26 protein-coding genes and 2 pseudogenes are annotated in these 25822 nt (G+C 41.8%); 7 read left to right on the top strand and 21 right to left on the bottom strand.

Going from position 1 to position 25822, the window contains the following annotated elements:
* Nucleotides 1-13 precede the first annotated feature (13 nt).
* Nucleotides 14-907: a molybdate ABC transporter substrate-binding protein gene (gene modA, locus BMW45_RS12055; RefSeq protein ID WP_092243832.1), complete on the bottom strand. Its 894-nt coding sequence runs from the start codon at nucleotides 905-907 to the stop codon at nucleotides 14-16.
* A 244-nt stretch (nucleotides 908-1151) separates the two neighbouring features.
* On the opposite strand from modA, the gene BMW45_RS12050 reads away from it, so the two are divergent.
* The 3 genes from BMW45_RS12050 (at nucleotide 1152) to BMW45_RS12040 (ending at nucleotide 4535) form a co-directional block, all read left to right on the top strand.
* On the top strand, nucleotides 1152-2126 hold the full coding sequence (locus tag BMW45_RS12050) for a helix-turn-helix transcriptional regulator (protein ID WP_092243829.1): 975 nt from the start codon (nucleotides 1152-1154) through the stop codon (nucleotides 2124-2126).
* Nucleotides 2127-2299: 173 nt separating this feature from the next.
* Complete coding sequence (locus BMW45_RS12045; protein WP_092243826.1) at nucleotides 2300-3841, top strand: DUF1538 domain-containing protein; 1542 nt, start codon at nucleotides 2300-2302, stop codon at nucleotides 3839-3841.
* Nucleotides 3825-4535 (top strand): hypothetical protein, encoded by a 711-nt coding sequence (locus tag BMW45_RS12040; RefSeq protein ID WP_092243823.1) that lies wholly within the window; start codon nucleotides 3825-3827, stop codon nucleotides 4533-4535. Before BMW45_RS12045 ends, BMW45_RS12040 begins: the two co-directional genes overlap by 17 nt.
* Before the next feature lie 83 nt (nucleotides 4536-4618).
* Here BMW45_RS12040 and BMW45_RS12035 read toward each other — a convergent pair whose 3' ends face one another.
* From BMW45_RS12035 to BMW45_RS27485, 4 genes are all read right to left on the bottom strand, one after another.
* Complete coding sequence (locus tag BMW45_RS12035) at nucleotides 4619-5989, bottom strand: glycoside hydrolase family 18 protein (protein ID WP_092243820.1); 1371 nt, start codon at nucleotides 5987-5989, stop codon at nucleotides 4619-4621.
* Between the two features lie 1362 nt (nucleotides 5990-7351).
* Nucleotides 7352-7507: a hypothetical protein gene (locus BMW45_RS27825; protein ID WP_166433339.1), complete on the bottom strand. Its 156-nt coding sequence runs from the start codon at nucleotides 7505-7507 to the stop codon at nucleotides 7352-7354.
* A 166-nt stretch (nucleotides 7508-7673) separates the two neighbouring features.
* Nucleotides 7674-7973 carry a hypothetical protein gene (locus tag BMW45_RS12030; RefSeq protein ID WP_143057035.1) on the bottom strand — a complete coding sequence of 100 codons (300 nt, stop codon included), beginning with the start codon at nucleotides 7971-7973 and terminating at the stop codon, nucleotides 7674-7676.
* A gap of 146 nt (nucleotides 7974-8119) precedes the next feature.
* Complete coding sequence (locus tag BMW45_RS27485; RefSeq protein ID WP_143057034.1) at nucleotides 8120-8305, bottom strand: hypothetical protein; 186 nt, start codon at nucleotides 8303-8305, stop codon at nucleotides 8120-8122.
* A 354-nt stretch (nucleotides 8306-8659) separates the two neighbouring features.
* Between BMW45_RS27485 and BMW45_RS12025 the strand changes: the two genes are divergently transcribed.
* A complete protein-coding gene (locus BMW45_RS12025; protein WP_092243814.1) occupies nucleotides 8660-10333 on the top strand; it encodes a S8 family peptidase in 1674 nt (557 codons plus the stop codon).
* A gap of 489 nt (nucleotides 10334-10822) precedes the next feature.
* Nucleotides 10823-11584: pseudogene (locus BMW45_RS12020) on the top strand (IS256 family transposase); the annotation flags it as partial.
* Here BMW45_RS12020 and BMW45_RS12015 read toward each other — a convergent pair.
* From BMW45_RS12015 to BMW45_RS12005, 3 genes are all read right to left on the bottom strand, one after another.
* Entirely contained in the window at nucleotides 11550-11963 is a 414-nt protein-coding gene (locus BMW45_RS12015) for a metal-dependent transcriptional regulator (protein ID WP_092243811.1), read from the bottom strand. The pseudogene BMW45_RS12020 and the gene BMW45_RS12015 overlap by 35 nt on opposite strands.
* Nucleotides 11964-12001: 38 nt before the next feature.
* A complete protein-coding gene (locus BMW45_RS12010) occupies nucleotides 12002-12247 on the bottom strand; it encodes a hypothetical protein (RefSeq protein ID WP_166433338.1) in 246 nt (81 codons plus the stop codon).
* Between the two features lie 65 nt (nucleotides 12248-12312).
* Complete coding sequence (locus tag BMW45_RS12005; RefSeq protein ID WP_092243805.1) at nucleotides 12313-12786, bottom strand: MarR family winged helix-turn-helix transcriptional regulator; 474 nt, start codon at nucleotides 12784-12786, stop codon at nucleotides 12313-12315.
* A 290-nt stretch (nucleotides 12787-13076) separates the two neighbouring features.
* Here BMW45_RS12005 and BMW45_RS27480 point away from each other — a divergent pair, with 290 nt between their 5' ends.
* Nucleotides 13077-13208, top strand: coding sequence for an XkdX family protein (locus tag BMW45_RS27480; protein WP_143057033.1), 132 nt, complete (start codon nucleotides 13077-13079; stop codon nucleotides 13206-13208).
* Nucleotides 13209-13253: 45 nt separating this feature from the next.
* Here the strand turns inward: BMW45_RS27480 and BMW45_RS12000 are convergent, their stop codons facing one another.
* The 5 genes from BMW45_RS12000 to BMW45_RS11980 form a co-directional block, all read right to left on the bottom strand.
* Nucleotides 13254-13457: a UDP-N-acetylmuramoyl-tripeptide--D-alanyl-D-alanine ligase gene (locus tag BMW45_RS12000; RefSeq protein ID WP_092243802.1), complete on the bottom strand. Its 204-nt coding sequence runs from the start codon at nucleotides 13455-13457 to the stop codon at nucleotides 13254-13256.
* Between the two features lie 114 nt (nucleotides 13458-13571).
* Nucleotides 13572-14036: a hypothetical protein gene (locus BMW45_RS11995; RefSeq protein ID WP_143057032.1), complete on the bottom strand. Its 465-nt coding sequence runs from the start codon at nucleotides 14034-14036 to the stop codon at nucleotides 13572-13574.
* A gap of 228 nt (nucleotides 14037-14264) precedes the next feature.
* Entirely contained in the window at nucleotides 14265-15182 is a 918-nt protein-coding gene (gene metA / locus BMW45_RS11990; RefSeq protein ID WP_092243797.1) for a homoserine O-acetyltransferase MetA, read from the bottom strand.
* A 3-nt stretch (nucleotides 15183-15185) separates the two neighbouring features.
* On the bottom strand, nucleotides 15186-17144 hold the full coding sequence (ligA, locus tag BMW45_RS11985) for an NAD-dependent DNA ligase LigA (protein ID WP_092243794.1): 1959 nt from the start codon (nucleotides 17142-17144) through the stop codon (nucleotides 15186-15188).
* Nucleotides 17134-17922: a pseudouridine synthase gene (locus BMW45_RS11980; protein WP_092243791.1), complete on the bottom strand. Its 789-nt coding sequence runs from the start codon at nucleotides 17920-17922 to the stop codon at nucleotides 17134-17136. Before BMW45_RS11980 ends, ligA begins: the two co-directional genes overlap by 11 nt.
* A gap of 289 nt (nucleotides 17923-18211) precedes the next feature.
* On the opposite strand from BMW45_RS11980, the gene BMW45_RS11975 reads away from it, so the two are divergent.
* Nucleotides 18212-18610 carry a bacteriohemerythrin gene (locus BMW45_RS11975; protein WP_092243788.1) on the top strand — a complete coding sequence of 133 codons (399 nt, stop codon included), beginning with the start codon at nucleotides 18212-18214 and terminating at the stop codon, nucleotides 18608-18610.
* Nucleotides 18611-18663: 53 nt separating this feature from the next.
* Here BMW45_RS11975 and BMW45_RS11970 read toward each other — a convergent pair whose 3' ends face one another.
* From BMW45_RS11970 to ilvD, 8 genes and pseudogenes are all read right to left on the bottom strand, one after another.
* Nucleotides 18664-18891, bottom strand: a complete 228-nt coding sequence (locus tag BMW45_RS11970; RefSeq protein ID WP_092243785.1) for a hypothetical protein — start codon at nucleotides 18889-18891, stop codon at nucleotides 18664-18666.
* A 66-nt stretch (nucleotides 18892-18957) separates the two neighbouring features.
* Nucleotides 18958-19803, bottom strand: a pseudogene (locus tag BMW45_RS11965) (nucleoside recognition domain-containing protein); the annotation flags it as partial.
* 12 nt (nucleotides 19804-19815) lie between these two features.
* Nucleotides 19816-21480 carry a recombinase family protein gene (locus BMW45_RS11960; RefSeq protein WP_092243782.1) on the bottom strand — a complete coding sequence of 555 codons (1665 nt, stop codon included), beginning with the start codon at nucleotides 21478-21480 and terminating at the stop codon, nucleotides 19816-19818.
* A gap of 127 nt (nucleotides 21481-21607) precedes the next feature.
* The gene (locus BMW45_RS11955; protein WP_092243779.1) at nucleotides 21608-22171 is read right to left on the bottom strand and encodes a bifunctional transcriptional activator/DNA repair enzyme AdaA; all 564 of its coding nucleotides are present in this window, start codon (nucleotides 22169-22171) and stop codon (nucleotides 21608-21610) included.
* 72 nt (nucleotides 22172-22243) lie between these two features.
* On the bottom strand, nucleotides 22244-22861 hold the full coding sequence (locus BMW45_RS11950; RefSeq protein WP_092243776.1) for a DNA-3-methyladenine glycosylase family protein: 618 nt from the start codon (nucleotides 22859-22861) through the stop codon (nucleotides 22244-22246).
* Nucleotides 22848-23318, bottom strand: a complete 471-nt coding sequence (locus tag BMW45_RS11945; protein WP_092243774.1) for a methylated-DNA--[protein]-cysteine S-methyltransferase — start codon at nucleotides 23316-23318, stop codon at nucleotides 22848-22850. Before BMW45_RS11945 ends, BMW45_RS11950 begins: the two co-directional genes overlap by 14 nt.
* A 280-nt stretch (nucleotides 23319-23598) precedes the next feature.
* Nucleotides 23599-23742, bottom strand: coding sequence for a hypothetical protein (locus BMW45_RS27820; protein ID WP_166433337.1), 144 nt, complete (start codon nucleotides 23740-23742; stop codon nucleotides 23599-23601).
* Between the two features lie 145 nt (nucleotides 23743-23887).
* Nucleotides 23888-25603 carry a dihydroxy-acid dehydratase gene (gene ilvD, locus BMW45_RS11930; RefSeq protein ID WP_092243768.1) on the bottom strand — a complete coding sequence of 572 codons (1716 nt, stop codon included), beginning with the start codon at nucleotides 25601-25603 and terminating at the stop codon, nucleotides 23888-23890.
* Between the last annotated feature and the right edge of the window lie 219 nt (nucleotides 25604-25822).

Below are 25822 nucleotides of genomic sequence, written 5' to 3'. Positions count from 1 at the left end.
TTTTATGAATTATTTATTTAGAAGATTTTGCGAATCCGGCATCCGTAAACAGCTTCATAACGCCTTCATCGTTTACCAGAAACTCTTTAAAATCAGCGGCTGCCTTTGCCTGCCCTTCTGATGCCTCCTTGTCAATGATCAGGCCTACCGGATAAACAGCAGGATCGATCATGGTATTATCTGCTTCAGCAATGATTTCAACCTTGCCCGCCATAGAAGCCGCATCAGTTGCATAAACAACTCCAACTTCGTTGCTTCCTTCTGCAACAGCTGTCAGAACAGCAGTAACATTGGCGCCTTCGTTAATTTCCATCTTCATCACCTGATCAAGAGTTCCCAGATTGGTGAACAGCTTTCTTGCATACTGGCCTACAGGAACATCCTCTCCTGCGAGAGCAAGGCTTGATGCCTTTGTAATATTGTCAAAGCCGGTTACTTCAGTTTTCCCATCCTTTGGCTTAATGAGAACAATTTTATTCTCAAGAAGGTTGCTGATGGAGCCGTCTACTACAAATCCGCCATCCTTTAACGCATCCATCTGCTTTGTTGCCGCAGAAAAGAAAATGTCACACTGGGCGCCTTCTTCGATCTGAGTCTGAAGAGTGCCTGAGCTGTCTGCATTGTATATTATGTTTACATTTGGATAATCCTTTTCATAAGTTTCCTTGATCTTTTCCATTGTGTTTTTTAAACTGGCTGCAATAAAGACATAAAGGTCTTCCTTCTCTGCCTTTGCCTCGGTGGTTTCTTCTGCCTTCGTAGTTTCCTCAGCTTTACTGGTTTCCTCCGCTGCAGTTGTCTGATCCGCCTGCGTAGCCTTTGTACCGGTTGAACCGCACCCCGCAACCGTACCAGCAGCAAACATTGCTGCCAACATTACTGCCAGTAATTTCTTTCCTTGTTTCATAATACTTCCTCCTGATTTTTTTGAACAACAAGTTGTTCATTTTAATTATGTTTTGTTGGGTTTTGTCCCGTTTGGTAATTACCAATTCATTTTAGATGAAATTTTAAGGAATGTCAATGCCAATCTAATTATATAATAACATCGGGATTTAGACCCGCTTTTGCAGCTTTGATTGACAATGAAATGAAATATGCTATAACTAATTATAACTGATGGAAACCACAAGAAATAAAGAGGAAATCGTATGGAAAAAATATATACCACCCAGGAAGTCGCAGATCAGCTTAAAATCAAAAAATCTACTGTTTATGAATTGATAAAAAGAGGAGAATTAAGGGCAAATAAGGTGGGCAAGCAGATAAGGATCAGCCAGGAACAGCTGGATGAATACTTAAAGGTTCCAAACAGCAGCAGTTCTTTCCAGGCAGATGAGCCTCTTCCCGGGATCATGGATATCCCCCTGTTTACCGCTGATTCCGCGATCCGGCAGATGGATTACCTTCTTAACGCCAGCGGCCTGATCATAAGCAGTCAGGAATCCAGAGTTGTGGAACTGCTTCGCAGCCAGCTGAGCCTGCGTCCGGACAGCCTTCCCATCCTGCATTCCTATATGAATGAATATAACAGCCTGTATTCCCTGTATTATGAAAAGACCCATATGGCCCTCACCTCTTTCTGCACCGGCCGGGAAGGTCAGGAAATCCAGCAGATTCAAAGCCTGCTGCCAGGAAAGGAAGCAGTAATCATCCATATCTGCAGCCTTCAGGCAGGTTTTTATATCAGAAAAGGAAATCCAAAGGGCATACACACCTTAAAGGATTTATGCCGGCCGGATATCCGGTTCATAAACAGGGAGAAGGGAAACGGGTACCGGATCTATATGGACTCCAGCCTTTCAGCCCAAAGCATTGAAAAGACCGCTATCTCCGGATACCAGAAGGAATGTCTCTCCCATATGTCAGCCGCAAATGCAGTCGCATCGGGAGCTGCTGATGCAGGCATCGGAGATATCTCCCACCTGGCTGCATACCCGCAGCTGGATTATATCCCTCTGTCCTCCGCCTCCATGGACTTAGTCTTTTCTGTAGAAGCCTTGAGCCATCCGGCTTTTCAAAGAATTGCCGACACGATAAGTTCTAAGGAATTTAAAAACAGTCTCCTTCCATTTAAGGGATATGAAATTAGTAAGACAGGTAATTGTACATTTGTAAACCGATGACAACTTTTTCCAGTGATATTAATTATTCATAAAGATTTTAGTTGCACTCGCAACTAATTATGTGTTAAACTAGTCATGATCTAAAAAGAGTCTGCAGGCTCATGCACAATTCTGTGCAAATTATCATTCTTAAGAATCCCTATCATTAAAAACGGACAACAGGAGGTATCTCTTTGAATCAAAAATTAAAAGAAAAAATAGTAGAATCCCTATCATCTGTCCTGCCCGTTACATGTATCGTGTTGATCCTGTGCATAACCATCACTCCCATGCCACTTGACCCACTGATGCTGTTTCTGGTAGGTGCAACCCTTTTAACCGTTGGAATGGGCTTTTTTACACTTGGTGTAGACATGTCCATGATGATCATCGGGGAAAAAGCGGGTGCCCACCTGGCAAAATCCAAAAAGCTTCCGCTTATTGTTTTTGCCTGTTTTGTCATTGGTTTTATTATTACCATCGCAGAACCGGACCTTCAGGTCCTGGCGGGACAGACACCCGCAGTTCCTGACATGGTCCTGATCCTTTCTGTGGCCGCAGGAGTAGGAGTATTCCTGGCAATTGCATTTTTAAGAACCCTGTTTGGCTGGAGCTTATCCCATATCCTTATGATCTGCTATGCCATACTCTTTATTACATCCGCTTTTGTTCCAAAAGAATTTCTGGCTGTGGCCTTTGACTCCGGCGGAGTTACAACTGGCCCTATTACGGTGCCCTTTATCATGGCACTTGGCGTAGGTCTCTCAACCATCGGACGGGGTAAGAATTCGGATAGCGACAGCTTCGGCCTGGTCGCACTTTGTTCCATAGGACCGATTCTTTCCGTTATGATACTGGGTCTGGTCTATAAATCCTCTGCCACTGATTATGAACCCTTGATGATCCCTTCCATAAACAATTCCCAGGATCTTTGGCTGGCTTTTCAGCATGAACTTCCTGATTATGCCTGGGAGGTCTTCTTGGCTCTTTTACCCGTTTTGCTGTTCTTTATCGTATTCCAGCTCTTCTTTCTGAAGCTTCGAAAAAGGCAGTTAATCAAAATCCTGGTAGGACTCATCTACTCCTACATCGGACTGACGCTTTTCCTTACCGGCGTCAACGTAGGCTTTATGCCTGCCGGTAATTATCTGGGACAGCAGCTTGCCTCACTCCCTTATAATTGGGTCATGGTTCCCATCGGAATGCTTATTGGATTCTATATCGTAAAAGCCGAACCGGCCGTACAGGTTTTAAATAAGCAGGTAGAGGACATTACAGGAGGCTCCATCTCGGAAAAAACCATGATGACCGGATTATCCATCGGCATGGCTATCTCCCTTGGATTATCAATTATAAGGGTCATGACAGGCCTGCCCTTACTGGCACTCCTGCTTCCCGGCTACGCCCTGGCCCTTGGCCTTTCCTTTGTAGTCCCGCCGATTTTTACATCCATTGCCTTTGATTCAGGTGGTGTGGCTTCCGGTCCTATGACGGCTACCTTCCTCCTTCCCTTTGCTATGGGAGCCTGTGAGGCTTTGGGTGGAAATATTGTGACCGATGCCTTTGGTATTGTAGCCATGGTCGCTATGACGCCCCTGATCATCATACAGCTTATCGGCGTCTCTTATAACTACAAAACGAAAAAAGCGAACGTTCCGGCGAATGCGCCGCTTCTTAATATGGAACTTGAATTTATTGACTTAGGAAAGGAGGAGGCTGATGACTTCCAATCGTAAAATAAACTGGATAACGATTATCGTTGCCAGGGGAAAGGGCGAAAAGGCAGCTTCCGTTTTTAGAGAACATCATCAGGAACTGCTTCTCATTACCAGAGGACACGGGACCGCAAGCTCTGCAATCAGGGATTGTCTTGGGTTTGATGAGCCGGAAAAAGATCTGGTTATCGGAATTGTGGAGGAAGCGGCTACCAAGCGCTTATTATCTGCTCTGCATGAAAAATTAGAACTTGAAAAACAAGGCTATGGCATAGTATTTACCATCCCCCTGTCAGGAATCAGCGCCGCAGCTTCCAATATATTAGAAAATGCCCCGTCATCCGGGGATATGCCCTCATCCACAGATTATCACAAGGAGGATCGCTCTATGTCAGATACGATCAGATACGAACTAATTGCTGCTGTCATCAATACCGACCTTTCTGCTCCTATCATGGAGGCTGCCAGAAATGCCGGTTGTAAGGGAGGAACCCTGGTCAAAGCCAGAGAAGCTCTTGCTGATGATTCAAAAAAGCTTTTTGGTCTGACTCTTTCCAGTGAGAAGGAAATTCTCCTCATCCTGGTTCCCTTCACGGATAAACAGGCGGTTCTTAAATCCATCTGCGAAACAGTGTTAAAGGAAACCGGAGAACATGCCATTGCTTTTTCTCTTCCCGTAGATGAAGTTGCAGGACTCAGCACCCTGGAAAAATAATAAAATCCTTATATGGACCGTCTGGAACAAAAAAGGCGTCAGTCCCATATTCCCTGTCCGGGATATGGGGCTGACGCCTTCTTTTATTGTTTCAGTCCATGATACAGTGCGTTTAGAAGTTCTCCCTCCGAATCCTGACTCAGCTCCCAAACCATAGCGCCGCCTAACTTCTTTGATTTGATATAATCAGTTTTATAGCCTATGGACTTCGGATCCTCATAGCTTATAAAGACCGTACCATTAAATAGCCATGGAACCTTTGACTGGGTATGGAAATGACTGGTATAGCCAGATTTATTTAAATAATTTTCTTTAATATCCTGATATCCGATGGAATTGGAACCGCCAAAGGTCTGGTACAATCCATTGTTTGAATTATTTACAGAAGAATATAAATATCCGTAAAACGGAATACCCATTACCAGCTTTTCTGCCGGAAAAGAGGCTCCGAGCCAGGCATTAACAGCTCTTTCCACACTCGCCTTATACTGGGGAGAAGAATCATCGTTGTCATATAAAGGAGCAAGGAGATCTGTATTAGAATCCCAGTATCCATGCAGATCATAGGTCATGATATTTGCATAATCCAGATACTGAGCCAGCTTTGACAGCTCCACATTGTTTATGTAAGAAGTATCCGCTCCTCCTGCAATGGTCAGTAAGTAATGCTTATTGTCAGCAGTACCTTTCGCATCCAGTTTTTCCCGAATCTTTTTAAGAAGCAGAGTAAAATTATGTTTATCTTCCCCGCGCCTGGAATTTGCCGCCAGACCTCCGCTGACCGGATACTCCCAGTCTAAGTCGACTCCGTCAAATCCGTATTTTTTAATGAAATCAACGCAGCTGTCTGCAAATGCAGTTCTGGTCTCCTCTGTCAGGGCCACATCCGAGAACTTCCCGGACCAGTTCCAGCCTCCAACGGAAATCAGTGTTTTTAAATCCGGATTGGTCTGTTTTAAGGAATTTAAAAGCTTTATGTTAGAGGCATCCACGTCAGGATATCCCAGGGTTAGTTTTAAGTCAGAACCAATGTTGGCAAAAGCATAATTAATATGGGTCAGCTTCCTTGCATCGATCTGGTTTGGATAGTGATTATAATAGGCCGCCCATGCTGCATAATATCCAACTAATTTACCAGTCTGCAGGTTAGAGGATTCTGCTGCGGGCAGATCAGATGATTCCGCTGCGGGCGAAGCAGGCGGTTCTGTTGCGGGCGATGTATATGATTCCTCTGCGGCAAGGACAGCAGCCGTTTCAGGATTATCTGCAATAGTTTTCGGGGAAAGAGGTACCGGTGTGTCTGCAACCGCAACGGTTGTGGAGTTTTGGGTAGGTTCTGAGGAAATTCTGTTAGGTCTTTCAGCAAATGCCACCCTGCCTAAATAACAACTCAGAACGATCACCATAAAAACGGAAACAGACAGAAATAGTTTCTTCATAATACTTTTGTTCATCACATGATCCTTTTCTCTCTTAGTTTTTCACAAGTATAACATGCTGGTTATTCTTTGAACAACGCGCAAAAAATGGCTCAATTGCATATATATGGATATTCTTATCTCTGTTTTTCCGTTCCTGCTATTTCCAACCCATGATGATTACAGAGTTAATCGGATATTCGCAATCCGCTTCCCTGCTTGCTCACAGCGTGCTACGCTTTATCGGGCATAAGTAAGCCCTCTCCCACCACTTCCTTTTCGGCATTGAAGTAATTAATGAGGTTAAAAAAGACTGGTTATTCAATCCTTCATTGAATAAATACCAGTCTTTTTATAATAAATAAACAATAAATATAAGGGTACTATTTACTGATTCAATCAATAAATAATACCCTTATACTAATATCTGATGATAAAAACATTACGGAATTGCAATTGAAAATCTACCTTAAATTCACATGGGTATCTTCCTCTGTTTCTACTCTCATTTCTACTTTAAATATTATTTTGCAATAATTTTTTAAATTATTCTTTTACATATTTTTAATAAAAACGTTGTAGAATATAGGGTTTTATTCCTCCAACTCTATCATAGCCCAATAAACCAGTGCTGTTGTTTTTTATAGATAATTTCTTTCTATGTATACAAGGTATTTATAAGAAAAATTACAATATTGTTTATAATGAATTTCGCCTTATAGTATCCCTTTGTGGAACAGACGCGAAGGCCGTGGCCGAACTACTTACTGTAATTATTCCTGCTAATATAGCCGCCACAATCTTTTTTGTTTCATATTTGACTTTTCTCATAGTTCATTATCCCCTTTGATATTTTTTATGTAACATTGTAGTCTCATTTCCTCTACTTAGTGCGATGGAATCACCCCCTAAATAAACAAATAATAAATAATTATTTTATCTCTCTGCTAAGAATTCTTCTATCCAAAAAAGATAATTACTCCTATCCATTACAGCTTTTTTGAACTCTACGAGATGAATTAAATTCTATAGAATATTAAAAAAGCGACCATTGGCGTATTGGATAATCAGTACTTGGCGAAAAAACACAAGAACCTATCCAATCAACTACCAACGATCGCTTTCAGCAATCGAGTTTCATTGATGTTAAATTTTTATCATAATATAAATGAAAAGTGGGGATTTGTCAGCAATATTTCTAAAAAAAATAATTACCTATTATATATTAAATTCCAATTCTAATATATTGCAATTCATATAAAAGTACTCTTTTATTAATACTTCAATCTATACATTGTATTTTTGTTTAATTCCAACTACATTATATAGTATTGACATTTTTTGATCCCCCATCCTCATGTTTAGTATCCATTATTTTTCTTCTAAGATTGTTAATAATTAATTTGCTTTCCTATTTTCTTTTTCTAATTCTTCTATGATTTTTAAGTTGTTATTAATTGCTTCTATGGAACTAGGCGATACCGGAGACTCTATATCTTGATCATCAAGATAAATATATGTCCAGCCTGAAGAACCACCAATAATATTATCCATAATTTTTTACCTACCTTTTACTATAGTATATCATATCTTTTGCAAAAATACAGCAGCTCGTTTAAAGGAATCATTTTGCTATTATTCGTAGGCCAAGACACCCTAGAAACAGATAATAAACTTTAAAATAATACTGCTTTATTGTTAATATTAACAAAGAGCTAAATTATGGAATTGTTACTACATCAGAGCCATACCACTCTCCACCAGAAATTACATTTATGGCATCAATGTCTACATAGGCTTGACATTCTAAGACTGTACCGGAAGTGAATTTTTTATTTGTTTCGGTTGTATGATTAATAGCATATGTTGGTACAATATTTGTTACCCTAATCTCATAATATCCCTTAGCAGCACTTCCTAGATCCTGATATTCATTTGCCCCCACCATACTTTTAAGAAGACAATTTAAATCATTAGAATATGCTCTTGTATAAAAATCCATTTGCTGCTGTGTAGCCAATACGCCACGTTACATATACAGTAGATGGTTTTGCTTTTAAATTTCCTGATTTATCTGGATGTAATATTTTTGACTATCCTCCAAGTACTTTTATCCCTTGTGCTTCGAGTTCAGCATCAACAGCACTTTCAAATTGCAGTACTCTCTCACTTGTCATCTTCCTTAATCCTGCATTGCCTTGGTAGTTTATCATCTCTCACTTCTTTAAATGTTGGTTGACGTATTCCCTCTTTTTCAGAAGGCATGTATTCGATTGTACATACCAATGGATCAATCCATGTTGCATCAGTATATCCCTTTAAGTGTTTTAAAGGACAATTTGAAATTATCATTCCATGCTGCCTGAGTTTCTAACGCCAAGAGAAACATGGTTTGTAATAATTAATTCATCATTATCATCGTACTTTGCCAGGATCAGCGTCGTCATGCTGTTTTTGTTTAGTATATATTCTATGCAAACAAAATCTTCGTCTTTGAGTACTTAATCTTCTTCCAATCTCTTGATTTCTTAAAACCAATATAAGATTCCTTTTTTTTTCCTACAACTACTTCATTTTTATTCATCTTCTGTCATATCATTTAACACGCATATCAATCCGGCAACGCTACCGGAATATATTTGACGGATGCTCTCTTTTTTTTAAATTACATGAATACTACTGTTGTAGTAATAAGGAGACTTAATTATGATAAAAATTTTGGATAATGATTATTATGATTTAATTATTACAAACCCAGTGGCTCCATCTGTCAGTGAGGATAACATTACCTATTTAAACAACCGTCATTCCTTACTCCATGTCCCAACTGCTGACATACATATTTGTGATTTTGAAAAGTATCCTGTTCACACCTTTCCTTTAATATACACACTCACTTCTACGGTCAGCCTTGAAAAGACCGGCATTGGTGAGGTGCAGAGGAATCCTACCTTAGCTCTATTCGGACAGGGTGTAATTGTAGTTGTCATTGATACCGGTATTGATTACCAGCATCCCGCGTTCTGCAACAGCGATGGTTCAACCCGTATCCTTACTATATGGGACCAGACTCAGCAAGAGGGCTCTCCTCCCGATACGTTTACCTTTGGTACGGAATACAGCCGGGAGACAATCAATACCGCGTTAAACTCTGAAGCCCCCTTCTCCATTGTACCAACAACAGACACCAATGGACACGGAACGGCCATTGCAAGCGTTATTGCCGGCACTCCCAACTTACTGGAATCCTTTAGCGGTGTAGTCCCTCAATCTGATCTGGTGATCGTAAAGCTTAAGGAAGCAAAAGAGAATCTAAAAAACTTTTATTTTATTCCTAATGATGCTTTATGCTTCCAGGAATCAGATCTTATACTTGGCTTCCGTTATTCCCTTACCATTCAGGAAAGATTTAACCAACCTGTGGTTACCTGTATTGCCCTTGGAAGCAGCTTTGGGGGCAATGATGGAAGTAGCTCACTAAGTAGTTACCTAAACGACATGGCATTGCAGCCCGGTATCGGCATATCCGTCTCTGCCGGTAACGAGGGAAACAGTCAAAGACATTATTTTAATTCTACCCAATCAGAGCCTTATTACAATGATTTTGAATTAAGAATAGGGGAAAAAGATAAAATGTTTGCTATGGAAATCTGGTCAAGTTCCCTTGGACGGCTTTCCATTGATATTTCCTCACCATATAGAGAATCCTCCCAGTCGATCTATCCTGAATTTGGTGCTTGCAGGATAATTAACTTTATATTCACCCCTACCACTCTTTATATCAGTAATAATGTTTTTGAAGTGGAAACCGGAGACCAGATGATTCTTGTACGCTTTCAGAATACCACTCCCGGAGTCTGGCGCATACGGATCAGGAGCGTTGAAAATGAACCTTTGTCCTTTCATGCCTGGCTCCCTTCAAACGGTCTCATATCCAATCAGACCTTTTTTCTTAATTCCTCTCCTGATACCACCATCACTTCACCCGGAAACGGTAGTCACCAAACGACTGTGACTGCATACAATCAGATTAATAACTCAATAATTGGAGAATCAAGCAGGGGCTATACAAGAACCGGCCTTATTAAACCGGATATTGCTGCTCCTGGTTATCAGCTTACCTGTGCGGTTCCCGGTAATGGATATGGTTCTGTTACAGGCACAGGGGCTGCTGCTGCTCATGTGGCCGGCATCATTGCCATGGCCTTTGAGTGGGCCATTGTCAAGGAGTATTACAAAACGATGAATGGAGTCGATGTCAGCCGACTGATGATGAGAGGTGCCGTGCGGGCAAGCTCATACACCTATCCAAATAACATATGGGGATACGGACAGGTTAATGTGGTCAATTTATTCAGGCAGCTTACCATGGGGACTTAATATACTTACGCCTTGGCAGAATTACAGGCTGCATGATACGCTTCATTTAAAAAATCTTACCAGATGACGTAACGCTGCGTCCTGAACTAATAAAGAAATAAGTTGACTTGGCACAGACGGTTCCATTGTAGAACTTAGTCCTATATTTTTGGCATATATTTAGTCTTGTCACTTATTCCGGATGCCTTAATAAGGTACTGCCAAAAAACGAAATGATGCCTTAATCATTATTATAGACCCAGAAATTCTATTTGTTAAGTGAAGAAAAAGTAGAAGTAAGTACTGTTCTTGCAAGCATTATGTCTTTTATAGAAGTTACCTCTTTATTTAACCAAATTAATGGTAGAAGTAAAATAAAGAGGTGACTTCTAGTTTCAATGAGTAACTTCTATTTATGTCGAAGTTGAGACTGTAAAAAATTTTGTGTAAACTAAGAGAAATCCTCTTGGATTAATGTTAAAATAAATATTAATCCAGGAGGATATTTTTATGGCAAGACAAAGAAAACTTTCACCGGAACGAAAAGCATTCATCAATGGGCTCTTAAAGCATTATCAGCCCAAAACTGCACAGGACGTCCAGGAGATGCTAAAAGACCTGCTTGGTGATACCTTGCAAGGTATGCTGGAGGTGGAACTGGATACATAGCTCGGATACTCTAAGTATGACTATTCGGCAAAAGAAACGGACAACAGCCGAAACGGCTACAGTAAGAAAAACGTAGTCTCTTCCATGGGAGAAATCTCTCTGGATATTCCGAGAGATAGAAAAGGTGATTTTGAGCCACAGATTGTAAAAAAGAATCAAACAGATATATCCAATATTGAGGATCAAGTACTTTCCATGTATGCGAAAGGAATGTCCACAAGAGATATCTCAACTCATCTGCACAGTGTTTATGGAGTAGAAGCCTCTGCTGAAATGATATCTAAGATGACAGACCGCATTCTGTCCCTGGCAAAAGAGTGGCAAAATCGTCCCCTTGATAGAAAATATGCGGTTGTGTTCATGGATGCCATTCACTATTATGTAAGGCAGGATAATGCAACTGTCAAAAAAGCAGTCTATATTGCTATCGGAATTCACTTAAACGGCTCAAAGGAAGTTCTGGGTATGTGGGTTGGAGGAAATGAAAGTGCAAAATACTGGCTTGGAGTTCTGACAGAAATTAAAAACCGGGAAGTAGAGGATATCCTGATTGTTTCTGTAGATGGCCTTACCGGATTTGGTGATGCCATTCATGCAGTATACTTTTTAGAGCAAACATAGTTTCGTCACTGATAAGATGCTCTATTTTACAAGCATCTTCACTCGCTATCCGCTCATTAACATTGCAACAGGAAATTAAGAATTGTTTTATTAGTTGAAATTTATATATAATGATTTTCCCTTGGTTATACCCTTCGTCAGTGAGATGGATTTCTCCACGTAAAGGTTTAATAACTAATCCTTCCTCTTGCAATATGGTCACAGCATTATAAACACTCGGTTTAGAAACTCCTAAATAGGTAGCAAGATCAATTGAGCGTACTGCTTGTGCTGTCTCGGATAACTTATATATAGCTTTTAAATAATTTTCTTTTGAAGGACTAAGTTTTTTTCTTGAATGACAACACATATTTTTATACACTGCTTTTCATCCCCCCTTTTACTCTTTGATTTAATGATTTATTCATCTTGCTTTTTTAAAAGTTCTTCAATTTCATTATTTTCCACTACGTTATCAATAGGATTGGATTGTAGAAGCATTGAATATGTATATGGATAAAAACAAAAGGGAGCATACGAAGCAAAAGAATTATAAATAGCCCCGAAAATCCTTTCGTTAGTTTGAAGCATTTGTCTATATCTCCGCTCATTAGTTTCAATATTATCAGTAGTATTATCTTCTTCTAATATTCTTTTCTTTTTCATGTTAGTTCCTCCTAACCTAATTATAATAAAAATGTGTATAGCTACCATACACTTATGTAAAATTTTTATTTAACAATATTTTCATCGAAATTTTCAACCCTGCTTTTAAGGGATAACAAGAAGTTTGACAAAAAATTCAATTCAGACTCGGTAGCATTTTGCAGCTCATTTTCCACAACACCATTTAAAATAGCATGGTAATGCATATGGATTTTATGAGCTTTTTCCCCTTTTTTCGACAGGCTCAGTGAATATCTAGATAAATTCAGCTCATCAACTTCCTTTATAATCAGAGCCTTTCTCTCCAGCTTTTTAATAATTTCCGAGACAGCCCCTTTTGTTACTCCTAGAATATCCGCCAGACCGCCCACATGAATGCCTGGGTGTTCGGCTATTGCCTTTATTACATGTATTTCAGAGTGAAAAATTGGCACATCAGTTCCATAGTAACGCGTCTTTTTATCTAGTTCCATTAAAGCAAACGCCAAATCTAAAGATTCATATGCAATTTTATGTTTGTTGTTTTTAATCTCTTCCATGTTAATAGTATATGGTTGCTATACACTTTTGTCAAGTCCCTTTTGCTTCGATATTTTTATGGTGAAATCGGATGATAAATATATCAAACGGCATTTTATTATCCTGCATAGAATAAGGAATTTTACGGTTTTTATAATGCGCTTGACTCATATGATACGACAATCTATAAATCTGCGCTTTTATTGGAAATCAAATATTGAAAACTATAACTAGCCGCCCTGGAAGCAGAGAATCAGTCTTTAAGAGCAACTGTTGACACATTAGTATTATCAAGTCTGGAGGGATAATTATGTTTGAGACATTAATGAGATTATATGATTGCGGTAAGGGTCAACTTACGGCCGCAATGTTGGTTAATGCAGTTATAAAGGGATATATTACTGATAATCAGAAAACAAAAATTCTAAAAACTACGAAATAATTTATAGGGAATAGTTGAGTTCAATACTCTTCTATTCCTTATTTTTTACTCTACCTCTATTTCTTTAAGTGTGTTTTTATCATACCTCTTCTTTTCCCTATGAAATATTGAATAAATTAGTGTAAATTCGTAATAATTCTCTGTTTCAATTTTTTTTACTTTTGGTCTTCCATTCTTAATATCGCACACTTTAACCGGGAGTATGCCCTCCCCAATAATTGTGACTACGCCTGTTTTTTTAGATTTCATTTGACTCCTTCAATCTAAACTTCAAAGATTAGAATAAATTTAATCAGACCATCTGCATCAAAACTATATGAAGATGGTCTGATTATACATTTTTATGGTCAATCAACTTTTAATCTACATATCTACATATAACTCTTGTTCATGTATTTTTACTCCATTGTCATCAAATACTCTGAATATCCCCTCTGATGACCAAGTATCACTGCTTTTACCGGAACACCACTTTGTTCTTCCAGTATAACTACTTGTATTATTTTTGGTCTTACCAGCAGTTGCTACAATATGGTCATTTTTATATAATTCTAGTTCCATTGCAATTTTCCAGGTTACTGTTGGAGTGATTTCAGTCTCCCCGACTGCCCTCCATTGGTTTTTCAAGAATCTTTTATCGATTTCCAAGTAATCTAGGCACACTGCAGTAGTTCTACTTGCTTTTCTGAGGAAACCGTTATCATTACCTGATATAGTTTCAGAGTTAGAAATCTTAGCTACACTCTCATAGCTATTAAATGCGTGATCTTTATCCACTTCTGAAGCAAACGATGTGCTCGCAATGTATACTCCAAGAAATAAAGACATAAAAATAATGTTTATCATCACAACTAATAGAGGGTCTATTTTACATAATTAATCATTATATTATACAGGTCGTTTTTAATATATGTCATACCCCATTTAATACGTTTTTGTACCCCATCTGTACCCCATTTCCATGATAGATACTGTTATAATGCGATAGTGTACGATACTTTTTAAATTACATTAAATTAATTTAAAATGCGGAAAACATTGTAAAATAAAGGGCTTTTATTCCTCCGCCTCCAGTAAATATGGAGTGATCTGATATACATAGAAATTCAGCCAGTTCCCATACATGGTGTTCGCCCCATTCCTCCAATTAAGCACCGGCACCGTATCAGGATCATCATTCTCATAATAATTGCATGGAATCTCAGGTTCCAATCCCTTATCCAAATCCCTGTGATATTCTCCGTCTAAAGTCATACGGTCGTATTCCGGATGTCCCTGGACAAATACCTGCTTTCCGTCCCGGCTCATTACCAGAAGAATCCCGGCCTCTTTTGATTCCGCAAGAATCACCAGCTCCGGCTGCTTTTCAATATCCTCTCTCCTTACCTCTGTGAAGCGGGAATGAGGAGCCATCACATAATCATCCAGACTGCGGACAAGGGGAACCTTCCGGTCCAGAACCTTATGCCGGTAGATGCCTGACAGTTTACTCTCTCTCTTGTATTTCTGAATGCCATAATGGTAATAAAGCCCTGCCTGGGCTCCCCAGCAGATATGAAGGGTACTGGTCACATGGGTTTTGCTCCATTCCATGATCTTCTTTAATTCTTCCCAGTAGTTCACCTCTTCGAATTCCATGTTCTCCACCGGCGCACCGGTGATGATCATTCCGTCGAATTTTCTTTTCTTTACCTCATCAAAATAAACATAAAATTTATTTAAATGGCTGGCTGACGTATTCTTGGAGGTATGGCTTTCCAGCATCAAAAAAGTACCGTCCACCTGCAGCGGAGTGTTTGATAGGGCCCGGAGAAGCTGAGTCTCTGTCTCTTCCTTTACAGGCATGAGATTAATGATCAAGATCTGAAGAGGACGGATGTCCTGGCTTAAGGCACGGTCCTCATCCATCATAAAAATGTTCTCTTTTTCCAGTATGGCTTTTGCAGGTAAATCCTTTTGTACTTTAATCGGCATATTTTATTCCTCCAGCATTTTAATGAAATCCTCTTCTGAAATAATGGGCACTCCAAGTTCCTTTGCCTTTTTATTCTTGGAAGAATTGGACGTAGTATCATTGTTGATCAAATAGGTGGTCTTAGAGGTCACCGAACCAGTAGCCTTGCCTCCGTGGGCTTCTATGGCCTCCTGAAGGGCCTTCCGGTTTTCATAGTGGTCCACGGAACCAGTAATGACAAATACCATACCTTCAAAGATTCCGTCCCCCCTGGCCTCCATATCGCCCTCAAAGCTTACCTCAGACAGCAGGCGGTCCACCATCTCATCATTCTTCTCTTCCTTAAAATAAGTGATCCAGGCATCCGCTAACACCTTTCCGATTCCTGGAACTGCGGTCAGTTCCTCTTCCCCTGCTGCGCGCATCTTTTCAAAATCAAACTTAAATTCCTGGCACAGCATCTTGGCATTTGCCAATCCGATACCTGCGATCCCCAGACCATAGATCAGCCTTGGAAGGGTGGTATGGGAAGCTTTCTGTATTGCTTTTATCAGGTTGTCGTAAGACTTTTTTCCAAAGCCTTCCATCTGGGTGATGACTTCCTCATGCTGCTCTAAATGGAAAATATCCGCAAATTCCCGGATGAACCCGGCTCCGATAAATTTTTCTAAGGTCGCCTCTGATAAACCGTCAATGTTTAATGCATCCCTGCTCGTAAAAAGGGTGAAACCTTTCAACCGTTTGGCCTGACAGTCCGGGTTGGTGCAGTATAAACTCTTGACATCATTCACCTTGCGGATCTCCGTTTTTCCGCCGCAGACTGGACATTGTTCAGGGATCCGTATCTTTTTGCTTCTTGTCAGGTTATCGGCAATCTGGGGAATGATCATGTTAGCCTTATAAACAGTAATTTCATCTCCCTCTCCCAGCTCCAATGCCTCCATAATGCTTAGATTGTGAACGCTGGCCCGGCTAACCGTAGTTCCTTCCAGTTCCACCGGGTCAAAGATTGCCACTGGGTTAATGAGCCCGGTTCTGGATGGGCTCCATTCGATGTGGTCAAGTTTTGTTTCTTTGATTTCATCAGCCCATTTAAAAGCAATGGCATTACGGGGAAATTTGGATGTACGGCCAAGAGATTCTCCGTAAGCGATATCATCTAACAAAAGCACCAGGCCGTCTGAAGGAATATCATAACTGGAAATGGCTTTGGAAAACTCTTCTACCGCTTCAGGCAGAGTATCTCTGATCACCATTTTATAATCCACCACATCGAAGCCCTGTCTCTTTAACCATTCAAACTGCTCTTTTCTGGAGTTTTTAAAGTCAACGTCCTCAGCCGTTACCAGGCCGAATGCCTTGAAATTCACATTTCTCTTAGCTGTGATCTGGTTGTTTAACTGCCTTACGGATCCGCTGCATAAATTCCTTGGATTCTTGTATTTGGCAGCAACCTCTTCGATCTCTTCATTGATCCGGTTAAAATCCGAATACTTGATCACTGCCTCTCCGCGTAAAACCAGTTCTCCCTGATGGGTTATATTTAAAGGAATGTTAGAAAATACTTTTGCATTATTTGTGATAACTTCGCCGATCTCTCCGTTTCCCCTTGTTACGGCCTTTTGGAGGGTTCCGTGGTTATAGGAAAGAACAACGGTCAGACCGTCAAGCTTCCAGGACAGCACTCCGGTCTGGCCGCCCAGCCACTCCTGCAGACTCTCCGTGCTCTTGGTCTTATCAAGGGAAAGCATGGGAGTTTCGTGAGCCTCTTTTGGAAGCTCGCTTAACGCCTGGTATCCTACATACTGCGTGGGGCTTTGAGAAAGTATGATTCCAGTCTCCTCTTCCAGATCCTTTAACTCATCATAAAGCCTGTCATACTCAAAATTGCTCATGATTTCCCGGCTTTCCTGATAGTAAGCCTTTCCTGCTGCCGTCAAAACGGCAATCAATTCTTTCATTCTGCTTATGTTAGCGTCCATCAGATATCTCCTTTTTCTGTTCTTTATAAGAACGATTCGTCGAGCCTTTTAAGGCCTCTTTCATCTGGTGGTACTCCCTTTTCGAAAGCTCCCGGTAAGCTCCGGGTTTTAATTCTCCCAGTTCAACATTCATAATTCGCAATCGTTTCAGCATCCGTACTTCAAAGCCAAGCTGTCCGCACATTCGGCGGATCTGGCGGTTTAGCCCCTGGGTCAAAATGATACGGAACGCTTTTTCACCGGCCTTCTTTACAACGCAGGGCCTTGTGGTCTCATTTAGCTCCGGTAAGAATACTCCCTTTTTCATATTCCGGATAAATTCATCGGTTATCGGGCGGTTGACCTTTACTAAATATTCTTTTTCATGAGCATTTCCGCTGCGCATCATCTTATTCACCAGAGTGCCCTGGTTGGTCATGAGGATCAGCCCCTCCGAATCCTTGTCCAGGCGGCCGATGGGGTAAATTCTTACAGGATAATCCACCAAATCCACAATGTTGGGGGCACGGTCTTTATCCGATGTTGTGCATACGATACCTTTGGGTTTATGAACTGCCAGAAGGACCGGATCTTCCTTATGGCTATTATCTCCTTTTCCTGCGTGAATGGTGCGTCCGTTTACTGTAACTGACTGACCAGGTAAAACTCTCTGGCCGGGCTTAGCCGCTTGTCCGTTTATACAGACTTTCCCAGCCTCAATGAAGCGATCCGCCTCCCTTCGGGAACATACCCCGGCTTCACTTAAAAATTTGTTCAGACGGATTCCTTCTGTCTCCATGTTTCCTCTTTCCTGCCCATACTTTTGGGCATAATGGCATCCCCATAGGGTTCTATTTTTTTTACTACATACTAAGTAAAAATTATAGCATTACCGGGAAGGTACGTCAATTCATCTGCTTATTTTGAACGTTGTTTTCCCCTGCTCTCTTTGAATTTATATTTAATAATAAAAATGTCCGCATTTTATCTGAAATGTCCTTTCTGTCTATATCTACGGTTGAACTTTTGGAAATTCTAGTATAGAATGGAAGAAGATGTAAATTTTTAAAACATTAGGAGGAATTGTTATGCCGTGGACACCGAATTTATCCGTAGGGATATCAATGATTGATGATCAGCATAAAATGTGGTTTGAAAAAGCAGAAGCGCTGTTTGAAGCAGGGAAAAACAACCGCGCAAAGGAATACGTTGGAGAGCTTCTTGATTTTTTGGATGCTTATACAAAAAAGCATTTTGCAGACGAAGAAAAATACATGATGAGCATTCATTACCCCGGTTATGCGGAGCAAAAGCAGGCTCATACCGCTTTCATTGCGCAGCTGGAGAAATTAAGGAGTGAATATAAATCTTCCGGAGGCAATCTTCTGGTGATTTTAAACGCCAATCAAATGGTAGTGGATTGGCTCACAAAACATATTTCTAACATGGATAAAAAAATTGGTGATTATGCAAAGAATGCTCATTAATTTTTACTGATGAAAAAGGGCGGCCCCGTTGGCCGCCTTTTTCAATGTCCTGTTTAAATAAACTTATATTTTACTTCACATCCGTAGGATATCCGGCTGCAGATGTTTACCACCCGCTCCATGACAGCGGATGTTTTTCCTTTGTCCATATCAATTTTCATTTCTTTTAAGTCTTCCGAGATTCTGATATCTTTCACCCCGTCAACCTTGGCAATCTCGCCCTCGATTTTTCTGGCTTTCAACCGGTCTGACAGGGAGTAAACGTGGTAGATCCTGCTCACGCTTCACCCTCCTTTCCCATTCGGTATTCTACTCCTATTGTAGACAATCACAGGGAAATTTAAACATCAGAGGAAAACCCTTGCAATAGTTGTGAATAAAAAGCATACCACAAATCCGGTTACAGTGGGGACCAACCAGGAAACAGCCGTCCATTTCATGCTCTGTGTCTCTTTCCGGATGGTAAGACAGGTGGTGGAGCAAGGCCAGTGCATCAGGGAGAACAGCATGGTGCTTACTGCAGTAATCCAGGTCCATCCATTGGCTACAAGAAGCTCTTTTAAGACGGACAGGTCGCTGATATCCCGAATGCTTCCCTCTGCCATATAAGACATGATGATGATGGGAACCACGATTTCATTGGCCGGAAAACCCAGGATAAAAGCCAGAAGGATAACTCCGTCTAAGCCCATGAGTCTGGCTAAAGGATCCAGAAAGCCGGAACAGTGGGCCAGCAGGGTCGCATTACCAACCGATATATTGGCCAGAAGCCAGATGACCAGCCCGGCCGGAGCCGCTACGGAAACAGCACGGCCTAATACAAACAGGGTACGGTCAAATATGGAACGCACGATGACCTTGCCGATCTGAGGCCTCCGGTAAGGCGGCAGCTCCAAGGTAAAGGAGGAGGGAACCCCCTTCAATATGGTAGCCGATAACAGCTTTGATATGACAAGCGTCATGATAATCCCAAGGATAATCACACCTGACAGGATAGCCGCAGACAATATGGAGGAAAAAGCACCCGTGGCCCCTCCCACGAAAAACATGGTTATAATGGCGATCATGGTGGGGAATCGCCCGTTGCACGGCACAAAATTATTGGTAATCATGGCAATCAGCCGCTCTCTCGGAGAATCGATGATCCGGCATCCGATAATTCCTGCCGCATTGCATCCAAACCCCATGCACATGACAGCGGAAATTTATGCTAAACCATTCCTATCTTCTATAGGAGCCACTTTGTAATAGATCCGGATCGTCTGGTATTTACGCCCTGCTTTCCCCTCTCCCCCTTCACTGCTTTGGAAAATCTCAATTCTATCTATAAATTTTCCCAGCAAATCGGAAGAAAGCCCTTTTTCCTGGCTTATATCCTTTAACAGGCTTGATAGCAGACAGTCAGAAGCAGGCTCACTTTCCTGATCCAAAGAACAGGGTCTTTCCATCAAGGCCAGGCTTTCTGCAATCTTCTTTTCCTCCTTTTCACAGGAATCCAGCATTATATAAAACCGCTCCTCACTAATCCTTTCATTTACCCGGTCTTCATAGAGTTTTTCAATTATGTAACCAAGCTCTTTTTTTCTTTTTTTCAGTGAAAACACTGCCTTTTCTTCCCCCTGCATTTCTACAGGGCTAACAGGCTCACGAAGGGTTTCTTCGATTTCTTCCTTTTCACTTTCCGTAAATGATAGCAGGCTGCGGATTTCCTGAAGCACTACGCGATAAAGAAGTTCGTAATCTAAAAAGTGATTCGTACATTCTTTCCTTCCGTAAAGCTTATACCCTCCGCATACCAGCTTGCGGGATTTCGCTTTTCTACCGGTTCCTGTGGACGACATGTTTCGGCCGCAGTCCCCACACTTGGCAAGTCCGGAAAAAATATTGGTAAAACCGGTTACCGCTGTGCTTTTGCGGGAAACGCTCCGTCTTCTTACCCGTTCATAAGTCTCCCCGGAAATGAGTGGCTCATGCTTATCCTCAACGACTACCCACTCGTTTCTGGGCTTCCGAAGGGTCATACTGCTTTTAAAGGAAACCTTTACAGTCTTTCCCTGAACAATGTGGCCTAAGTATACGGGGTTGCTTAACAGCTTACAGACCGTGCCTGATGTCCATTCCTTTCTCCTAGAATAATCATCCGAGTTCAAATAAGGCCGTTCGGCGCAGCGGTACATGGCCGGTGTCAACACCTTTCTCTCATTTAAATACTCTGCAATTTGGGTTGGAGCCGCCCCCTGCTCCGCCCATTCAAATATCTCCCGGACAATGGAAGCTGCCACAGGATCAATGAGAAGGTGGTTTTTATTTTGCGGATCCTTCTGGTAGCCGTAGGGAGCAAAATTTCCGATAAATGCCCCCTCATTTATTTTGGTCTGGAATGCACTGCGGATCTTTTTTGAAGTATCTCTGGCATACATCTCATTTACAATGTTCTTAAACGGTGCAATATCACTCCACGGACTATCGGAATCATATCCATCATTGACCGCTATGTATCGGATCCCTCTGGAAGGAAAATAAATTTCAGTAAGCTGTCCTGTCATGATATAATCCCTTCCAAGGCGGGATAAATCCTTGGTAATTACCAGGTTTACCTTCCTTGCATCTATATCTTTCAACAGCCGTTTCCAGGACGGGCGGTCAAAATTGGTTCCGCTGTAGCCGTCATCCACATATTCCCCGTAAACTTCAAAGTCATTTTCTATCGCATAGGAACGAAGCATTTTCCGCTGAGTGCCAATGCTGGAGCTTTCCCCTGTACCATCGTCGTCTTTTGACAGGCGCATGTAAAGCGCCGCCTTGTAGCAGGCTGACGCCTTTGTAAAGACGTTCTTTTTCTCATAAGCTGCCTGAGTTAATCGATCCATCACTTACACCTCCTGGAAAATCTTATTCCAGCAGGTTTGTACCATATACTATAGGTGCTGCTTCCTACAGTACTGCTTCCTAAAGTACTGCTTCCTAAAGTACTGCTTCCTAAAGTTCACCATTCTCCTAATCAGCATTCTTTCCTGTGAGATTCTCCCGGTATTCATTGGGAGAAACATCCGTTACACGCTTAAACTGTGTGTAAAAAGATGAAAGACTTCCAAAGCCGCTTTGTAAAGCAATCTGCAGAATATTATCCGGGGTATTTGCCAGAAGCTTTTTTGCATTGTCTATGCGTAAACCATTTAAATACTCCGTCGGGGTCTTTTCATATTGATTCTGAAACAGCTGGAGGATTCTGTTTCTGCTGAGCCCAAGATTTTTCAATTCCTCCCTTAAGCGATCATTGTCTGAATAATAAAGGTCATAAACTACTTTAATTTTTTCCGCATTCTCTCTCTGCGGGTGAAATTCCAGCAAATCAGGACGGCAGCGCTTACAGGGGCGAAGCCCGCTTTCACGTGCCTGCTCTGGTGTATCAAAGAATTCAACGTTTTCACGTTTAGGGCTTTTTGATTTACAGGAAGGACGGCAGAAAATTCCTGTTGTTTTTACTCCGTAATAAAATCTTCCGTCATAAGACGTATCACATTCAAGCGCTGCCTTCCATTTTTCCTCCTCTGTCAGCATGGCAATACACCTCCTTTCATATATTTGCCGTACCATGGGTATTCTTCCGTTCCATTGCCATGTTATCCTACCTTATAAAAAGGAAATCTTCCACAAATAAATGGAAGCTACCGAGCCATAGGGTGAATACCGTCTCTTGCACACTTCGAATTGGTCCTTTGTCAGCTTAGGAAAATCATACAGTTTTTCCATTCCCCTGCGAATGGCGATGTCACCCCAGCTAACCACATCGGGACGTTCCAGGCAATTAATGAGAAGCATTTCAGCTGTCCAAAGCCCAACCCCTTTTATCGTCGTTAAGTACCGGATGATCTCCTGGTCTGGCAGTTGCCGCAAATTATTCAGACATACCTTACCCTGTAAAATGTCCTTTGACAGCTCAGAGATGGTTATAGCCTTTTTCATGATCATGCCGCAGCGCTGAATTTCATCCGCGGAAACGGCTGATAAGTTTTCCGGGGTAATATCTCCGAGACTTTCCTGAATTCGGCTCCATACGGTTTTGGCAGAACTTACAGATATTAGCTGGCCTATAATCGCATTGACCAGAGCAGCAAAGGGATCAGGAATTACCTCCCTCTCCACCCTTCCGAACCGTGCCATCGCATCACCAAGCACCGGATCTGAATTGGAGAGGTATTCTATTTCCTTCCTGCCGTAATCAAAGAACTTCGTCTCAACGGCCGCCATATGTCAGTTCCAATTCCAGTAGTTGTTCCTTGATTTCAAGGCCTGCCGCATAGCCTGTCAACTTGCCATCTGAACCCACTACACGGTGACACGGTGTCAGGATCAGTATGGGATTTTTGCCATTTGCCATACCAACCGCCCGGGATGCGTCCGGACTTCCGATCATTTCCGCAACCTGCTTATAGCTTCGCGTCTCTCCATACGGAATTTTATGCAGGGCTTCCCATACGGTCTTTTGAAACTCCGTCCCTTTTGCAGCAAGCGGCAAATCAAATCCCCTGCTTGTCCCGTCCAGATATTCCTTAATCTGCTTTTCCGCTTTCTCCAACAAAGGGGTCTTCTGTTCTCCGGGAATTTCAAGGGTATCTTTTACAAAAAGCAACTCAGTAATAAAACCATCCACTTCGGATATTTTAATCGGACCCAAGGCAGTTTTAATATATGCTGTATGTTTCATAAGATTTGCCTCCTTTTCTATTACTAATATATCCGAAATCAGTTCGCGTGTCCTCCTATTTTGCACCATTTAATTTTAAATTTACTCTTCCTTACCTGAAAACCTAACAATGGGTATAGAAAAACAGGGCTTTCCAGTACCCCTCCTCTATTAAGGGGCTGATTAAGTCCTGTTTTAACACCATTATACACATACTTCCAACAATATTCAAAGCGACTTCCCCATACAGAAGTGCAATGCATCCTGAGCCAGGCTACGGAACGATCATAACTGAATCTGATCATGTCCGAAACTCCCCGGCATCCCTGCGTTTTTTCAATAATTCCAAAACCCGCTCCTTAGCTGTTTTTTCACCAATAAAAACCCGCTCCACCTTTATGGTCATGTTTTTTTCCTCATAAGTCACCTGATCTGATGAATCCATATCATCCACCTCCTGAGAAATCCTATTCAAACAGGTTTGTACCATATACCGCGCCCCTCCACCATATGTTAATCTCATACTATATCCTCAATAATAGAAAAAGGCATGGCAGCTCCCCTGCCATACCCATTTTCTCTTCATTTTATTACTCCATATAACCGCCCTTCATTGGCGATACTGCACGTTCACTGAATATTTTCAATACTCCCGACTGGTATTTTGAAGGTCTTGGCTGCCATTGCTCCCGCCGCTCCGTAAGAATCTTTTCCATCTCATCTTCTGTCTTTCGCTGGCCCTTTACACCTACAATTGCAAGGATCCGGTTAGGAATATCAATTTGGATCATATCCCCTTCCTCCACGAGTGCAATGGGACCGCCATCCGCTGCTTCCGGAGAAACATGTCCGATGGAAGGACCTGTGGAAGCTCCGGAAAAACGCCCGTCTGTGATCAGGGCAATGGTGCGTCCAAGCTCTTTGTCCGATGAAATCGCCTCAGAGGTGTAGAACATTTCCGGCATTCCGCTTCCCTTTGGACCTTCATATCGGATGAATACAGCATCTCCAGGTTTTACGCGGTGTTTCAAAACCGCCTCAATCGCCTCTTCCTCGCTGTCAAAGGGGCGTGCATTTAACACCGCCTCAAACATCTCCTTTGGACATGCCGTATGCTTAATGACCGCACCTTCCGGTGCCAGATTTCCTTTTAAGATGGCAATTGCCCCATCTGTTCCGATGGCATCATGAAACGGCCGGATTATTTCTTCTTTTTTCACACCGACGTTTGCACAATATTCATCGCATTTATCATAAAAGCCATTTTGTTTCAATATATCGAGATTTTCACCCAGAGTCTTTCCTGTTACAGTCATTGCATCCAGGTGAAGCACGGATTTGATCTCTTCCATGATCCTGGGCACTCCGCCTGCATAGTAGAAGTACTGAGCCGGCCATTTTCCAGCGGGCCGGATATCAAGAAGATAATGGGCCCCCCTGTGCAGCCGGTCAAACATCTCAGAATCTATTTCCAAACCAAATTCATGGGCAATCGCCGGCAGATGGATCAGGGAATTGGTTGATCCGGATATGGCGGCATGTACCATAATCGCATTTTCGAAGGATTCCATGGTAACAATATCTCTTGGTTTTATTCCCTTTTTTGCAAGTTCTATGATCTGATGTCCGGCTCTTTCAGCCATATCCTTTAAATCCGGGCAGGTTGCTGGCATAAGAGCGGATCCTGGAAGCATAAGGCCAAGGGCCTCTCCCATGACCTGCATGGTTGATGCCGTTCCCATAAAAGAACAGGCTCCGCAGGATGGACAGGCATGCTGCTTATAATATTCCAGCTTTTCCGGCTCCAGTTCCCCTCTCTGGCACATGGCGCTGTACTTACCGATCTGTTCCAGGGTAAGAAGATCCGGGCCGGCATCCATAACACCGCCGGTTACCAGAATGGAAGGCATATTCACCCGGCCGATTGCCATAAGATGAGCAGGCACTCCCTTATCACAGCTTGAAATATATACTCCGCCGTCAAATGGAGTTGCGCCAGCATGAATTTCAATCATATTGCAGATCGTATCACGGGAGACCAGAGAATAGTTGATGCCGTCATGGCCCTGGGCCATTCCATCACAGATATCCGTTGTAAAATATCTGGCTGCCTTTCCTCCTTTATCTCTTACCCCATCCACTGTCTTATTTACCAGTTCCATTAGATGAGCACTTCCCGGATGGCTGTCTCCAAAGGTGCTCTCCACCATGATCTGCATTTTAGAAAGGTCCTCTACCTTCCAGCCCATACCCATCCGAAGCGGGTCGATTTCCGGAGCTAGTTTCCGTATATCCTGACTAACCATAATAATGCTCCTTTCCTGTTTATCTTGAATTTTTCATTTTATATTTATATCTTGATTATAATAATTCATCACATGATTGTCAACTATTCCTCATGATTCATTTCATTATTTCATGTATTTTCCTAATATTTTCATACATACTATCATGTATTATCTATTTCTTTTATATATTCATCAGACCAATATTCATGTACTCATGACTCATCTGATTCATTTGCA

This window comes from Lacrimispora sphenoides, from assembly GCF_900105215.1.
Classification (GTDB): domain Bacteria; phylum Bacillota; class Clostridia; order Lachnospirales; family Lachnospiraceae; genus Lacrimispora; species Lacrimispora sphenoides_A.
The sequence above is the reverse complement of the archived record's forward strand: the minus strand, read 5'-3'. Positions and strand labels throughout refer to the sequence as shown.

What these genes read in the sequence shown, in the direction of transcription:
- BMW45_RS27485 (WP_143057034.1), bottom strand. Translation starts at nt 8,305, where the DNA reads ATGATAATTTCAAATTGTCCTTTAAAACACTTAAAGGGATATACTGAT.
- ilvD (WP_092243768.1), bottom strand. Translation starts at nt 25,603, where the DNA reads ATGGTTAGTCAGGATATACGGAAACTAGCTCCGGAAATCGACCCGCTT.
- ligA (WP_092243794.1), bottom strand. Translation starts at nt 17,144, where the DNA reads ATGGACGCTAACATAAGCAGAATGAAAGAATTGATTGCCGTTTTGACG.
- BMW45_RS11960 (WP_092243782.1), bottom strand. Translation starts at nt 21,480, where the DNA reads ATGGATCGATTAACTCAGGCAGCTTATGAGAAAAAGAACGTCTTTACA.
- BMW45_RS12040 (WP_092243823.1), top strand. Translation starts at nt 3,825, where the DNA reads ATGACTTCCAATCGTAAAATAAACTGGATAACGATTATCGTTGCCAGG.
- BMW45_RS11950 (WP_092243776.1), bottom strand. Translation starts at nt 22,861, where the DNA reads ATGGCGGCCGTTGAGACGAAGTTCTTTGATTACGGCAGGAAGGAAATA.
- metA (WP_092243797.1), bottom strand. Translation starts at nt 15,182, where the DNA reads ATGCCGATTAAAGTACAAAAGGATTTACCTGCAAAAGCCATACTGGAA.
- BMW45_RS27820 (WP_166433337.1), bottom strand. Translation starts at nt 23,742, where the DNA reads ATGGATTCATCAGATCAGGTGACTTATGAGGAAAAAAACATGACCATA.
- modA (WP_092243832.1), bottom strand. Translation starts at nt 907, where the DNA reads ATGAAACAAGGAAAGAAATTACTGGCAGTAATGTTGGCAGCAATGTTT.
- BMW45_RS27825 (WP_166433339.1), bottom strand. Translation starts at nt 7,507, where the DNA reads ATGGATAATATTATTGGTGGTTCTTCAGGCTGGACATATATTTATCTT.
- BMW45_RS12050 (WP_092243829.1), top strand. Translation starts at nt 1,152, where the DNA reads ATGGAAAAAATATATACCACCCAGGAAGTCGCAGATCAGCTTAAAATC.
- BMW45_RS11980 (WP_092243791.1), bottom strand. Translation starts at nt 17,922, where the DNA reads ATGGAGACAGAAGGAATCCGTCTGAACAAATTTTTAAGTGAAGCCGGG.
- BMW45_RS11975 (WP_092243788.1), top strand. Translation starts at nt 18,212, where the DNA reads ATGCCGTGGACACCGAATTTATCCGTAGGGATATCAATGATTGATGAT.
- BMW45_RS12035 (WP_092243820.1), bottom strand. Translation starts at nt 5,989, where the DNA reads ATGAACAAAAGTATTATGAAGAAACTATTTCTGTCTGTTTCCGTTTTT.
- BMW45_RS12010 (WP_166433338.1), bottom strand. Translation starts at nt 12,247, where the DNA reads ATGAAAAAGAAAAGAATATTAGAAGAAGATAATACTACTGATAATATT.
- BMW45_RS12025 (WP_092243814.1), top strand. Translation starts at nt 8,660, where the DNA reads ATGATAAAAATTTTGGATAATGATTATTATGATTTAATTATTACAAAC.
- BMW45_RS11945 (WP_092243774.1), bottom strand. Translation starts at nt 23,318, where the DNA reads ATGAAACATACAGCATATATTAAAACTGCCTTGGGTCCGATTAAAATA.
- BMW45_RS12000 (WP_092243802.1), bottom strand. Translation starts at nt 13,457, where the DNA reads ATGAAATCTAAAAAAACAGGCGTAGTCACAATTATTGGGGAGGGCATA.
- BMW45_RS27480 (WP_143057033.1), top strand. Translation starts at nt 13,077, where the DNA reads ATGTTTGAGACATTAATGAGATTATATGATTGCGGTAAGGGTCAACTT.
- BMW45_RS12005 (WP_092243805.1), bottom strand. Translation starts at nt 12,786, where the DNA reads ATGGAAGAGATTAAAAACAACAAACATAAAATTGCATATGAATCTTTA.
- BMW45_RS11995 (WP_143057032.1), bottom strand. Translation starts at nt 14,036, where the DNA reads ATGTCTTTATTTCTTGGAGTATACATTGCGAGCACATCGTTTGCTTCA.
- BMW45_RS11955 (WP_092243779.1), bottom strand. Translation starts at nt 22,171, where the DNA reads ATGCTGACAGAGGAGGAAAAATGGAAGGCAGCGCTTGAATGTGATACG.